Here is a 12,848-nt window from a genome sequence, read left to right on the forward strand (position 1 = left end):
CCGGTGTGCTTGTAAAAGACGTTAGGCATCAGATCTGACGAATGGCCTGCCCGGTGGCCGCTGCGTAGGCCATTCGCAGCTGCGCATCATCTCTGCTTGGTCCGACTAGGTGAAAGACACCGTTCCCATGTACGCGTTCGACGGCCATGTGCCCGCTGTTCTGCTCAGACTCGATCGGAATCCGTTCCACCACGGAACCCTCGGCGCCGTCAGATCCCTGGGGCGCAAGGGCGTGGAGGTCCATGCCGTCGTCGAAGCCGGGGGAGGTCCCGTGGGGCGTTCGCGCTATCTGCACGCGGTGCACGCCGGGCCCGCCGGGGGGTTGGACCCCGAGGCGCCCGAGGCGTTGCTGGAGTGCCTGGTCGGGGTGTCGGAGCGGATCGGGCGGCCGGCGGTGCTCGTGGCCATGGACGACCTGAGTGCCATCGCCGTGTCCCGGGTCGCCCCGATGCTGACGGACCGTTTCCGGATTCCCCATCAGCCCGACGGCCTGCCCGAGCGGGTGGCGGACAAGGCGGAGCTGTCACGGCTCTGCGCCCGCTGGGACGTCCCGCACCCGGAGACGGTGATCCCGGCGAGCGGGGGCGAGGCGGCGCGGGCCGCCTGGCGGCTCGGGCTGCCGGTGGTGGCGAAGTGGAGCCGTCCGTGGCTGCTGCCCGCCGGCGGCGGGCTGCGGAGCACCACGCTGGTGAACACCGCCGCCGAGGCGCGGCGGTTGTACGAGCGCAGCGCCGAGGCCGGGAGCCGGCTGCTGCTCCAGCGGTTCCTGCCCGCCGGGCCGGACACCGACTGGTTCTTCCACGGCGCCTTCGCCCGGGGCGGGCGGCCGCTGCTCGCCGGGTCGGGGCGCAAGGAGCTGTCCTGGCCGGTGCGTACGGGGCTGACGGCGGTGGGGCGGTGGCTGGCGGACCCGGCGGTGGAGGAGTCGGGGCTGCGGCTCGCCGAACGGCTCGGCTACCAGGGGATCCTGGACCTCGACTTCCGCCGGGACGAGCGCGGCACCTTCCGGCTGGTGGACTTCAACCCGCGCCCGGGCGCGCAGTTCCGGCTGTTCACCGACGACTCGGGGCTGGACGTGGTCCAGGCCATGTACCTGGACCTGACGGGTCAGCGGGTGCCGACGCCCTCGGGCGGCCCCGGGCGGGTCTTCGTGGCGGAGAACTACGCGCTGCTGGCCGCCGTACGGGCGGGCTCGCGGCCCGGCCCGGTACGGACGGTGCCGCGCGGGGAGCGGGGGCGGACGGAGGCGGCCTGGTTCGCCCTTGACGACCTGTTGCCGTTCCTGGCGATGCTCGGCGCCTTCCTGGGGCGCGGCCTGGGCAAGGGCGCCCGGGTCCTGCGCGGTGTCCCCGCGCAGGGGCGGCGTACGGTCCGCGCGGTGCGGGCCCCGCGCCAGCGCGGCGGCGAACGGGCGTGGCCGCGGCCGCAGCCCTCCGGGCCGGCGCACGGGGCGCCGCCGGAGGCCTCGGCGGAGCCGGACGAACTGGTGACGCGGTGACGTGGTGATGTGGCGGCTCGGCGGTCCGGCGGTTCGGTGACGCGGTGACTCGGCGGTCCGGTGACGTGGTGGCTCGGTGACGATCTAGTTGGGAGGAGTGGCCGTGAGGCGGATGGACGATCTCGTGGTGGTCGGCGCTGGCCCGTACGGGCTGTCGATCGCCGCGCACGCGGCGGCGGCCGGGCTCGGCGTGCGGGTACTGGGCCGGCCCATGGCGTCCTGGCGGGACCACATGCCCGAGGGCATGTACCTCAAGTCGGAGCCGTGGTCCTCCAACCTCTCCGCGCCCGACGGCCGCTACACCCTGGCCGACTACTGCGCCACCCGGGGCCTGACCGCCGAGCACGGCAACCCGCTGCCGATCGGCACGTTCAGCGCGTACGGGCTCTGGTTCGCCCGGCACGCGGGCCTGCCCGAGGTGGAGGAGGCCACCGTCACCGAGGTCACCCCGCAGGGCGACGGCTTCCGCGTCCGCACCGCCGAGGGGCCGCCGCTGCTGGCCCGTACGGTGGCCCTGGCCGTCGGGGTGATGCCCTTCACGCACTACCCCGGGGCGCTGCGCGACCTGCCCCCGGAGCACTACTCGCACAGCAGCGGCCACCGCGACCTGTCCCGCTTCGCCGGGCGCGAGGTGGCCGTCCTGGGGGCCGGGCAGGCTGCGCTGGAGACGGCGGCGCTGCTCGCCGAGTCGGGGGCCCGGCCCTGTCTGGTGGCCAGGCGGTCCCGGCTGAACTGGAACACCGTCCCGCAGCCGCTGGAGCGGCCCCCGCTGCGGGCGCTGCGGGACCCGCACAGCGGTCTGGGCACCGGATGGCGCAGCTGGGTGTGGTCGGAGCTGCCGTGGGCGGTGCGGCGGCTGCCCGCGCCGAAGCGGGAGCGGATCGCCGCCACGGCGCTGGGGCCCGCCGGGGCGTGGTGGCTGCGGGACCGCTTCGAGCGTCGGGTGCCCGCGCTCATGGGGCACCGGCTGCACCGGGCGGTGGCGGTGGGCGGCCGGACCCGGCTCGGGCTGACCACGGCGGCCGGGGAGTCCGTCGTACTGGACACCGCGCACGTCATCGCCGCGACCGGGTTCGCCCCGCACCTGGACCGGCTGGAACTGCTCGACGCACGCCTGCGGGCCGCGCTGGTCACCGTGGGCGGGAGCGGGACGCCGGAGCTGAGCCCGGGCTTCGAGTCCTCCTGGCCGGGGCTGTTCTTCGCGGGGCTGCTGACGGCTCCCTCATTCGGACCTTCCATGCGATTCGTGCACGGTGCGGGGTTCACGGCGGGGAGACTGGTGAAGGGAGTCCGCAAGCGCCTCGGCGCGCGGGGTCCGCTGCCGGGCTCCTCCGGCGGTGTCCGGCCGGTCCGGGCCGCCGCCGGGCGTCCGGAGACGTATCTACGCTGAGATCCACCTGAGAGGGGTCCGCGATGGGCGCGGAGCGAGCACAGGGCGGCCGTGGCTGGGTGCGCATCCCCGCCAGCCGCGGGGAGCAGCCCACGGCCCGGGCGGCCACGGGATCACCGCACGGTTTCCGGCCCACCGGCGCTTCCGGTCCTTCCGGCCCTTCCGGTCCCTCCGTCCCTCCTGGCGCCTCCGCCCCTTCCGCCTATTCCGCCCCTTCCGGCCCCTTCGGGTCCGGCGACCAGGCCGCGATCTACCTCTCCCTCGTCAAGCGCTGGCGGGAGGCCGGACGCACCCTTCCGGGGCATCCTGACGAGGAGTGGGAGCGGCTCATCTCCCAGCCGTGCTGGCCAGGCCGTTAGGTGGTGTGTCTCTCATGGCAGCGGCGGAGCGCGACGAACCGGGGCAGGGTGCTCCCGGCCCCGTGACGGGCCCGGGCGAGCGGCTCGCGCTCAACGGCATGGGCAGCTTCGAATGGGACCTGGACGCGGGCACCCTCAGCCTCGACGAGGCCGGCCTGGCCGTCTTCGACCTGGAGGCGGAGGAGTTCGACGGGACCCCCGCGGGCCTCGCGGCGCGGATCCCGGCCGATGACGCGGCCCGGCTCTCGGACACCGTGACCGGGGTGCTGGACGGCGGCGGGGCGACGTACGGCTCGTACTTCACGGTGCGCCGGCGCGACGGCCGCGACCAGTGGACCCACACCACGGGCCGGGTGCTGCGCGACGCCGACGGGCGGCCCCTGCGGATCGTCGGGATCGTCCGGGACGCGACCGCCGAACTCGCCCACGCGACGGTGCTGCGGAAGCTGGAGAACGCGCGCACCCAGCAGGCCGCGATCGTGCTGCGCACCACGGAGGCCCTGTCGCGGGCGGTGACCGTCGACGACGTGACGGCCGCCCTGACCGGAGCGGGCGCGCTGGAGCGGCTCGGCGCGGACGGGCTGGCCCTGGGCCTGGTCGAGAACGGCACCATCAAGATCATCGCGCTGAGCGGGGAGACCCTGGAGATCCTCAGCGAGCGGAAGTTCACCCGCCTGGACGGCTCGCTGCCGCTGTCCCAGGCGGTCCTCACCCGCAAGGCGCGCTTCGTCACCTCCCTCACCGAGCTGGCCGGCGAGTTCCCGCTGCTCGCCGACTACCTGGGCCGGATCAGCTACGACGCGGCCGCCTACCTCCCCCTCATCGCCCAGGCCAAGGCCATCGGCGGGCTCGTGCTCTTCTACCGCCGGCGCAGCGACTTCAGCCCGGAGGAACGCAACCTGTGCCTGGGCCTGGCCGGCATCGTCGCCCAGTCCCTCCAGCGGGCGCTCCTCTTCGACCAGGAACGGGAGTTCGCCACCGGCCTCCAGGCCGCCATGCTGCCCCGCCGGATCCCCGAGATCAGCGGCGGGGAGATCGCCGTCCGCTACCACTCCGCGTGGAGCGGGCGGGAGGTCGGCGGGGACTGGTACGACGTGATCGCCCTGCCCCGCAACCGGGTCGGCATCGTGGTGGGCGACGTACAGGGACACGACACGCACGCGGCGGCCATCATGGGCCAGCTCCGCATCGCGCTGCGCGCGTACGCCGGCGAGGGCCACCCGCCGTCCACCGTGCTGGCGCGGGCCTCGCGCTTCCTCGCCGAACTGGACACCGAGCGCTTCGCGACCTGCATGTACGCACAGGTCGACCTGGAGACCGGAGGCGTACGGGCGGTCCGCGCGGGCCACCTCGGCCCGCTGATCCGGCACACGGACGGGCGTACGGGCTGGCCCAACGTACGCGGCGGCCTGCCGCTCGGGCTGGCCTCCGTCTTCGAGCAGGAGGACTTCCCCGAGACCCGCCTCGACCTGGTGCCCGGCGAGACGCTCGTGCTGTGCACCGACGGGCTGGTGGAGGAGCCCGGGACCGCCATCACCACCGGCATGGAGGCCCTGGCCCACGCGGTGCGCAGCGGGCCCCAGGGCGCCGGGGCGCTCGCCGACCACCTCTCCGACCGGCTCTGGGAGCGCTGGGGCTCCGGCGACGACGTGGCCCTGCTGGTGCTGCGCCGGGCCCCCGACCCGGGCACGCACCGGGCGCCCCGCATCCACCAGTACGTCCACCAGGCCGACCCGGAGGGGCTGTCGGAGGCCCGCTACGCCCTGCGGCAGGCCCTGCGCGACTGGGGCATGGCCGAGCTGGCCGACGACGTCGAGCTGGCGGCGGGGGAGCTGCTGGTCAACGCCCTGCTGCACACCGATGGCGGGGCGGTGCTGACGATGGAGGTGCTGCCGGAGCCCGTGCGGCGGATCCGGCTGTGGGTCAAGGACCGCTCCAGCGTGTGGCCGCGCCGGCGCACCCCGGGCGAGGCGGCCACCACGGGGCGCGGGCTGCTGCTGGTGGACGCCCTGGCCACGCACTGGGGGGTGGAGTCCCGGGGGGACGGGAAGGCCGTCTGGTGCGAGTTCGACGCCGGCGGGAGCCCGCGCGGCACGGGGTGACCGGGCGCTCACTCCGGGTTGTGGGGTGCGGGGGGTGGGGTGATGATGCGGCCATGAAACGGATGCTGGTTCTTCGGGACGCGCTGGTTCTCCGGGGCGTCCGGCTGGTCGTGGGCGTCCCGCTGCTTGTGGACGTACGGTGCGCCGCCTGACCAGGGGTGCGGTCACGGGCATCGTGGCGACGCTGGCGGTGCTGCTGCTGGCGGCCGGGGGCCAGGCGGTCGTCGACCGGACGACGGGGCGTCCGCACACGGACCCCGGATGCCAGACGGTCGCGTTCATGTCGATGACGGGCGTCGCGCCCGAGTGCCGGTAGCGGCGGCCACCGGACCTGCGGGGCGGCCCACCCGGCTACCGGTGGTCGGCCACCACCTCGATGTCCTGGGTGTCCTGCGCGACGGTGTCGACGGAGCGCGGGAACAGGCCCTGGAGGTGGATCTCCTGGAGCGACGCGACGGCCGTCGCGCGGCCCGGGTGGACGCTCCCGGTGATCGGGCTGTGCGCCACCCATTCGTGCTCGGCGCCGTCGCAGACGACCTCACCCGCGCCGATGCTCAGCTGCGAACCGTCCTGGATGACGGTGGCCTTGATCTGAACCGCCCCTCCGAGTGACGCGGCCTCGCAGTGGTAGGTGCCGGAAAGGGTGATTCCGCCGTCCTCGGCGATGTGAGCTTCCGACTGTACGGAAATTCCCTGATTGAAAACGGTGGCGTGGGCGGGAGCCGTGAACAGGGTCGTCGCGGCCAGGGCGGAGAAGGCCCCCAGGGCCATTCGGCGGGCGGTCGTACGCATTTTTCCTCCGGGTGGGTGCGGTTGGCGGGATTCTGCCGGAACGCATTGTGCTGGCAATTGGCGGGCAACTCGCTCCGCACGCTCGTGTCGGTGTGTGCAATTCCCCGCTCGGGCGCGTGAAACTGGCCGAAATACTTCCCCGCCGGTCCGCGCCCTTCCGGTTGCCGTCACCGTCCCCCCCCGCAGTCCCCCCGCCGTCACCGTCACCGTCACCGTCCCCGCCGTCACCGTCCCCATCGCCGCCCCGAAGATCCCCGAAGGGGTTCCCGTATGCGTCAGTCCGCTTCCGTCCTCGCCGCCGCCACCCTGCTGCCCGTCCTGCTGCTCACCGCCACCGCCTGCCAGAGCGCCCCCGAGGGGGCCGCGCTGGCCCCGGCCGCCGTGCCCGCCGTCCCGGTCGACGACGGGGCGCCCGGCACCGACGAGGAGCCCGCCGCCCCGGACCGGGCGGCGGGGACGGGCGCCGCGAAGGACGCCCATGTGGGTGACTCCGTACGGGTGCAGGGCCACGAGGTGGGCCGCCACCTCCAGGTGGTGCTGGGCGCGTACGTGGACCCGGCGGTCAGCGTCGAACCGAACTACGGGCCGCCGGCCGGGAAGCGCTGGGTGGCCGCCTCCATGTCGTTCGTCAACGTCGGCGGGGCCTCGTACGGGGCGCTCGGGCGCATGTGGGCGTACGACGGCGCGGGCAAGCGCCACCCGGTGGTGCGCACCGGTGAACTGACGACCGGCAAACCGCTCGTCTTCGATTCCCTCGCGGTCGGTGAGCGGGCCGAGGGATGGGTCGTGTTCGAAATCCCGGAAAACCAGCGCATCGTGCGGCTCCAGTACCAGGACGCGAACATGCAGGCGAATTCCGGAGGGGGATTCTGGTCGGTCTAGCCCGCCCGGGTGAAAGGCCGTGAAAGGGCCCGGCGCCGGAGCATTAAGGTGCGCGCATGACTTCAACGCAAGCCGAAATCGACCGGTCCCATCTCGGCACCCTTTCCGTGCTCGCCTGGATCGGCGACCCCGCCGAGGGCCATGACATCCCGTACCTGCTCGCCTACACGCTCGGTGACGGCCCGCAGGGCCGGGAGGCGGGCGAGGCGGCCGCGCGCGGGCTGCTGGAGGAGATGGGCCTGCCCATCGGCGACGTGGTCATGGACGGCACCATGCACCCGCAGAAGTTCGGCGTGAAGGTCATCCTCGCGGACAACCAGATCGCCCTGACCCTGCCCGGGCTGAACGCCACCTGCACCGCCCCGGACGAGTGGGTCGACGCGGCGAACGAGAGCGGCCAGGCGTACTTCCTGTTCGCCACGCGGGCCTGGCCCGAGGCCGTCCCGGGCAAGCCGGTCAGCAAGGAGCTCCTCCAGGCCTTCGCCGGCGACGAGGAGGTGCTGACCAGCAGCGCCCACTGCGTCGTCACCGTGCAGAGCCTGCAGCGCTAGCGCCGGACCCCCGCCTCGCGGCAGCCGCCGCCCCTGCGGCTGCGGCCGCCGTGCTCCGGCCGCCGTGCTCCGGCCGCCGTGCTCCGGCCGCCGGGCCCCGGCCGCCGGGCCCCCAGCCTGCCCGGCGGCCGGTTCTGCTGTCCGGTGCGCCCGGGGTGCGGCCGGTCGCGGTCAGGGGCGTTCGAAGGCGAACCGCAGCGAGCGGACGCGGTTGTCGAAGTTGGAGCCCGCCAGATCGGGCAGCCCCACCGCGCGCAGGCCCACCGGCCGGGTGAGCAGCTCGCGGAACAGTGCCTTCATCTCCACTCGGGCCAGGTGGGCGCCCAGGCAGAAGTGCGGTCCGCCGCCGCCGAAGCCCAGGTGCGGGTTGGGGGAGCGGGTGATGTCGAAGGCGTCCGGGTCGGGGAAGACCGCCTCGTCGCGGTTGGCGGAGGCGTAGTAGAGCACCACCTTGTCGCCGGGCCGGAACAGGTGCCCGCCCAGGGTGTGTTCGGCGGTGACCGTCCGGCGGAACTGGATGATCGGCGTCGAGTGCCGGATCATTTCGTCCACCGCGCCGTCCGCGTACTTCTCGAAGTCCGAGAGCAGCAGGTCCCGTTGTCCGGGGAAGTCGGTCAGCAGGGTCAGGCCGTGGCTGATGGCGTTGCGGGTGGTCTCCACCCCCGCCACCATCAGGAGGCTGAAGAAGGCGCCCAGCTGGCGGGCGCCGAGCGCCTGGCCGTCCACGTTCGCGCAGACCAGGGCCGAGATCAGGTCGTCGGTGGGGTTCTTGCGCCGCTCCCGCCCGATGCCCGCGACCATCCGCTGCATCCGGGCCAGGGCCCGCAGCCCGCGCCCCGGCATCCGCAGCCGGGCCGCCAGGCCGCGCTCCACGCCGATGTTCTCGGAGGCGTGGTTGACCCGGTCGGCGATCTCGGCGCGGTAGTGCTCCGGGATGCCCATCATGTTGCAGATGACCTCCAGCGGCAGCCGGGAGGACACCGCCGAGACGAACTCCTCGGGCTCCTCGGCCAGGACGTCGTCCACGATCCGGGCCGCGACCGCGTGGATGTCCTCCTCGGCCGCCGCCAGCAGCCGCGGCGTGAACGCCCGCTGCACGATCTTCCTCAGCTGCGCGTGGTCCGGGCCGTCCAGGTTGACCATGGAGTCCCCGAACAGCGCCCGCACCCACCGGGCCGGTTCCGGCGTGGTGACCCCGGGGGCGCTGGCGAACACCTTGGGCAGACGGCTCGCCTCCTGCACGTCCGCGTGGTGCACGAGGGCCCAGTGGCCGCTGCCCTCCGGGACGAACACCGGGGAGTCGAGCGCGCGCAGACGGGCGAAGGCCGCGAGGCGGTGGGCGGGGGGCCGCTGCCAGAAGCCCGGCTCGGCCAGCTCGCCTCCGGGGTCGGTGCCGGGGCGGTGCCGTTGTGGGGGGAGTGTCATGGGGGCTGTCTCTTCCTGTCGCCGTTGTGCTGAGCTGCTGAACGGGTTCGGGGGCGTGGGGGTGACGGCCGCACGGGCGCGGGCTGCGGCTCAGGCAGCGGCTCGGGCAGCGCCTCAGGTTCCGGCTCGGGCTGCGGCTCAGGTTCCGGCTCAGGTTCCGGCGCGGGCGGGCTCCCCGCCGCGGACCGCGAGGGTCATGCCGACCACCACCGTGGCCGTCGCGATCAGGCCCGCGTAGAGCACCGCGTACGAGCCCGCCCAGGTGCAGGCGAGCAGGGCGAGGGAGGAGACCGGCAACACCAGCTGCTGCGCGGTGCCGCGCTTGAAGTGCCGGGAGTGCAACAGCCACACCATCAGCAGGAACACCGCGGCCGGGACGGTCACGGCGGCGTTCGCGGCAAGCTGCGAGATGTGGGCCTTGCCGACCGCGTGCTCGACAGCGACCTCGATGCCGGCACCGATCGCCGCACCCGAGGCGAAGATCAGCAGATGGCCGTAGCCCCACGGGATCGCCTCCCGGTTGGAGGTCAGCCGCTCGTGCATCGGCACGGCGAAGTAGATCCACCACGCGGCGAACACGATCAGCAACCCGCCCGCGGCGATCGGCAGCAGATCACCCAGCGCCTCGTGCTCATCGAGGGCCGACTTCACCGCCACCGTGCTCGCCGCGATCGTCTCGCCCAGCACGATGATGGTGAACAGGCCGTACCGCTCCACGATGTGATGGGCGTGCCAGGGCGTCTGGTGCCCCCGCTCGGCCAGCACCGGGACCATCAGCTCGGCCACCACCAGCACCAGGAACAGCCAGCGCTTCCACGCGTCCGGCGCGAACAGCAGCGCCACCCAGCCCGCCTGGCAGACCACCAGCCCCGCCGCGTACTTCAGCGCCGCCGAGCGCGCCTCGCCGCTCTCCCCGGCCGCGGCGCGCCACCACTGCGCGGTCAGCGCCACCCGCATGATCAGGTAGCCGATGACGGCCACCGTCCAGTCGTTCTGGTCGAAGGCCCGGCTCACCCCCGCCGCGTAGACGAGCACACCGGCGATCTGCACCAGCGTCGCGATCCGGTACGGCACGTCGTCGCAGTCGTAGGCGGAGGCGAACCACGTGAAGTTCATCCACGCCCACCACACGCCGAAGAAGACAAACGAGTAGCCCACCACCCCGCTCCCCGGATGGCCCTCCGCCAGCGCGTGCACCAGCCGCGCCCCGGCCTGGGCGATCGCGACGACGAAGCAGAGGTCGAAGAACAGCTCCAGCGAGGTCGCCGTCCGGTGCCCCTCGTCGCGGCTGCGGGCGGTCATCGGTACGTACGTCATACCGCCCAGCACAGCAGGGCACGGGCGCCCGGCAGGCGAGGCGCGCGGTCAGCGACGCAGCGGGTTGGCAGCTGCTGATTTGGTTGTAGGCCACTGTTGGCCGTCGGATGACTCTTTTGGGTGAACAGTGCGGCGTTGCCGGGCTTGTGTTCTTGCTGGACTGTTCGCTGTGGGGGTGGCTTTGTCCGCTGTGGCGCGTGGAGGGAGGTGGCTGGTGGCACGCGGTGCACGGAGGAGGCGGGAACTGCGTTCGCTGGCCGTTCCGTTCACGGTCGCGGCCCCGGCCGGTGCGCGTATCCGTGACCGGCTGCGGCTGAGTTCGGTGGATGCGGCGATCCTGACGCTCCTGGGTGAGCACCTCGGCCATCATGCCCGTGTGGATCTGGCGGAGCGTGTCCGGTTGGGCAGGGTGGCGGTCAAGGACAATCGGCGGGCGGAGCGTAAGCGGGCGCTGACGAAGGTGTCTTCTTCACGATGGGCGGGTGCGATCACCCGGGCCAGTGAGGACCAGTTCCAGCTCAGCCTGCGATGCCTGTTCGATGAGCGGGCGTCCCTGCGCCGGGCCATCGCGAAGATCCGTAAGCGTTTGGCGGTGCCGTGCGGTGGGTGTGTGGGCGGTGTCCGCGGATATCGGGACCGGGCTGAGCGGGCGCAGAAGCAGCACCGGCTGGAAGTGCTCACCGCACGCCTGGCCGGGGTGGAGGCGCGCATCGAGGCCGGGCATCCGGCGATCGTTGTCGGCAGCCGCCGCCTGGTCAAGACCCGGCACAACCTGGCCGCCGCCCAGCTCACCGAGGCCGAGTGGCGGGAGCGGTGGGATGCGGCCCGCTTGTTCCTGACCGCCGACGGTGAGTCGGGGGCGCCGTACGGGAACTACACGATCAGTGTGGATCCGGCCGATGGCACGGTCACGATCGTCCTGCCCGAACCGCTCAGACATCTCGCGAACGCGCCGCGTGGCCGTTACCGGCTCGCCTGTACCGTCACCTTCCACAACCGCCGGGACGAATGGCTGGACCGGGTCACCGCCAACCGGGCGGTGCGCTACGACATCGTGTGCGATCCAGAACGAGGCCGCTGGTATCTCGACGCCTCCTGGGCCACCAAAAAGCCCGTGCTGCCCACTCCCGCCGAGCTGGTTGTCACCGGCGTCCGGCTGCTGGGCGTGGACCTCAACGCCGGCCACCTCGCCGCCTGCGTCGTCGATGCGCACGGCAACCCGGTCGGTGAACCAGTCACCGTACCCACCGAGCTGACCGGACCCGCATCCCAGCGCGACGGCCGCTTGCGGGCCGCGATCACCGAACTCATCCAGCTTGCCAAGGCGAACGGCTGCACCGGGCTGGCGATCGAAAACCTGGGCTTTGACGACGCCCGTGCCACCGGCCGAGAAACCATGGGACGTGGCAAACGCGGCAAGACCTTCCGGCGCACCGTCGCCGGACTGCCGACCGCCCGCTTTAGGGAACGCCTGCGCGGCATGGCCCACCACGCGGGCCTCATCGTCGTCGCGGTCGATCCTGCCTACACCTCTCGCTGGGGCAGCCAGCACTGGAAGGCCCCACTCCAGCAGCAATGCAAGACCACCGTCGTCACCGGGCACCATGCGGCTTCGGTGGCGATCGGCAGACGTGCCCTGGGACACGGGATACGGCGTCGGCCAGGTGTGACCGCACACGACCAGAGGATCGTTGTGCGGGGAGCCACCGGCCAGGCCGTCCCCCGCCCCAGGGGACGCGGGACCGCGAGCCCGCCTAGGACCCCAGGCACACCCCACCGGGGTGGCAAGACCTGCCGGGACCGAAGCGATCAGCTTGTGCTGTTCCCCGTCTCCAAGACCGTTCGGGAGACACCCGGCACCAGACGCCCAGCGTCCGGCCCGGTTCATGGCGAGTTGGCCGACACCGGCCAACTCGCATAGCAACGGTACCCCGGGCGGACTCGTAGCGGCCCAGCACCGGCCGGGCCACCCGAGGTCGGCCCGGACGTACTCCGAGGTCCTGCTCCCCGTGCTCGGCATCCGCTGACCGCGTGACCAAGGCACTGCGGGCGGCGGGAGAAGGTCCTGCCGCCCATGCGACGTTCGCCCCTGACGCCGGCGACCCCGGGGGCGGAGCCTGGACAGGTCAGGACTTCTGGGCCTTCTTCATCGGCTTCCTGGTGGCCTCCGCCTTCTCCGGGCTGGGCAACGGCTCGACCTTCCGGCTGATCCCGGTCATCTTCCGGGATCAGCACATGCGCCAGGCTGAGGGCCAGGGAACCCAGGAGCAGGCGGCCGCGCTGAAGCAGTCGGAGATGGAGGCGGGCGCCGTCACCGGCTTCTCCTCTGCCATCGCCGCCTACGGCTTCTTCTTCATTCCCGCGATGTTCGCCGCGATGGCGGTCACCCGCGCGCTGTGGCTGTTCATCGGCTTCTACGCGACCTGCCTCGCCGTCTGCTGGTGGTTCTACGCACGCAAGGGCGCGGAGGCTCCCCGCTGACCGGAGCCGCAGCAGGGCCCGGAGCGGGGCCAGGAGCGGGGACCTGAGCCG

At 73.0% G+C, this 12,848-nt stretch carries 11 protein-coding genes; 8 read left to right on the top strand and 3 right to left on the bottom strand.

Annotated features, from left to right (window positions below; all coding sequences use genetic code 11):
- Window positions 1-127 precede the first annotated feature (127 nt).
- The 4 genes from OOK34_RS15455 (at window position 128) to OOK34_RS15470 (ending at window position 5,665) form a co-directional block, all read left to right on the top strand.
- Window positions 128-1,498, top strand: a complete 1,371-nt coding sequence (locus OOK34_RS15455) for an ATP-grasp domain-containing protein (RefSeq protein WP_267034450.1) — start codon at window positions 128-130, stop codon at window positions 1,496-1,498.
- A gap of 112 nt (window positions 1,499-1,610) precedes the next feature.
- Entirely contained in the window at window positions 1,611-2,888 is a 1,278-nt protein-coding gene (locus OOK34_RS15460; RefSeq protein ID WP_267034451.1) for an NAD(P)-binding domain-containing protein, read from the top strand.
- 373 nt (window positions 2,889-3,261) lie between these two features.
- Window positions 3,262-5,349 carry a SpoIIE family protein phosphatase gene (locus OOK34_RS15465; protein ID WP_267034452.1) on the top strand — a complete coding sequence of 696 codons (2,088 nt, stop codon included), beginning with the start codon at window positions 3,262-3,264 and terminating at the stop codon, window positions 5,347-5,349.
- A gap of 139 nt (window positions 5,350-5,488) precedes the next feature.
- On the top strand, window positions 5,489-5,665 hold the full coding sequence (locus tag OOK34_RS15470; protein ID WP_267034453.1) for a hypothetical protein: 177 nt from the start codon (window positions 5,489-5,491) through the stop codon (window positions 5,663-5,665).
- 35 nt (window positions 5,666-5,700) lie between these two features.
- Here the strand turns inward: OOK34_RS15470 and OOK34_RS15475 are convergent, their stop codons facing one another.
- A complete protein-coding gene (locus OOK34_RS15475) occupies window positions 5,701-6,141 on the bottom strand; it encodes a DUF6299 family protein (protein ID WP_267034454.1) in 441 nt (146 codons plus the stop codon).
- A gap of 270 nt (window positions 6,142-6,411) precedes the next feature.
- On the opposite strand from OOK34_RS15475, the gene OOK34_RS15480 reads away from it, so the two are divergent.
- On the top strand, window positions 6,412-7,023 hold the full coding sequence (locus tag OOK34_RS15480; protein WP_267034455.1) for a hypothetical protein: 612 nt from the start codon (window positions 6,412-6,414) through the stop codon (window positions 7,021-7,023).
- Between the two features lie 56 nt (window positions 7,024-7,079).
- Window positions 7,080-7,574, top strand: a complete 495-nt coding sequence (locus tag OOK34_RS15485) for a DUF5949 family protein (RefSeq protein WP_267034456.1) — start codon at window positions 7,080-7,082, stop codon at window positions 7,572-7,574.
- A 171-nt stretch (window positions 7,575-7,745) separates the two neighbouring features.
- Here the strand turns inward: OOK34_RS15485 and OOK34_RS15490 are convergent, their stop codons facing one another.
- Both OOK34_RS15490 and OOK34_RS15495 read right to left on the bottom strand, forming a co-directional pair.
- On the bottom strand, window positions 7,746-8,999 hold the full coding sequence (locus OOK34_RS15490) for a cytochrome P450 (protein WP_267034457.1): 1,254 nt from the start codon (window positions 8,997-8,999) through the stop codon (window positions 7,746-7,748).
- Window positions 9,000-9,149: 150 nt separating this feature from the next.
- Window positions 9,150-10,316: a low temperature requirement protein A gene (locus OOK34_RS15495; protein ID WP_267034458.1), complete on the bottom strand. Its 1,167-nt coding sequence runs from the start codon at window positions 10,314-10,316 to the stop codon at window positions 9,150-9,152.
- A 214-nt stretch (window positions 10,317-10,530) separates the two neighbouring features.
- On the opposite strand from OOK34_RS15495, the gene OOK34_RS15500 reads away from it, so the two are divergent.
- Both OOK34_RS15500 and OOK34_RS15505 read left to right on the top strand, forming a co-directional pair.
- The gene (locus OOK34_RS15500) at window positions 10,531-12,237 is read left to right on the top strand and encodes a hypothetical protein (protein ID WP_267034459.1); all 1,707 of its coding nucleotides are present in this window, start codon (window positions 10,531-10,533) and stop codon (window positions 12,235-12,237) included.
- 110 nt (window positions 12,238-12,347) lie between these two features.
- Complete coding sequence (locus tag OOK34_RS15505; protein ID WP_267034460.1) at window positions 12,348-12,797, top strand: hypothetical protein; 450 nt, start codon at window positions 12,348-12,350, stop codon at window positions 12,795-12,797.
- Window positions 12,798-12,848: the final 51 nt, after the last annotated feature.

The sequence above is a fragment of the Streptomyces sp. NBC_00091 genome (assembly GCF_026343185.1).
Taxonomy (GTDB): Bacteria; Actinomycetota; Actinomycetes; order Streptomycetales; family Streptomycetaceae; genus Streptomyces.

Bases quoted from the DNA above. Each gene is read 5' to 3' on its own strand.
- OOK34_RS15460 (WP_267034451.1), top strand. From the start codon at position 1,611: ATGGACGATCTCGTGGTGGTCGGCGCTGGCCCGTACGGGCTGTCGATC.
- OOK34_RS15475 (WP_267034454.1), bottom strand. From the start codon at position 6,141: ATGCGTACGACCGCCCGCCGAATGGCCCTGGGGGCCTTCTCCGCCCTG.
- OOK34_RS15490 (WP_267034457.1), bottom strand. From the start codon at position 8,999: ATGACACTCCCCCCACAACGGCACCGCCCCGGCACCGACCCCGGAGGC.
- OOK34_RS15485 (WP_267034456.1), top strand. From the start codon at position 7,080: ATGACTTCAACGCAAGCCGAAATCGACCGGTCCCATCTCGGCACCCTT.
- OOK34_RS15455 (WP_267034450.1), top strand. From the start codon at position 128: ATGTACGCGTTCGACGGCCATGTGCCCGCTGTTCTGCTCAGACTCGAT.
- OOK34_RS15495 (WP_267034458.1), bottom strand. From the start codon at position 10,316: ATGACGTACGTACCGATGACCGCCCGCAGCCGCGACGAGGGGCACCGG.
- OOK34_RS15465 (WP_267034452.1), top strand. From the start codon at position 3,262: ATGGCAGCGGCGGAGCGCGACGAACCGGGGCAGGGTGCTCCCGGCCCC.
- OOK34_RS15480 (WP_267034455.1), top strand. From the start codon at position 6,412: ATGCGTCAGTCCGCTTCCGTCCTCGCCGCCGCCACCCTGCTGCCCGTC.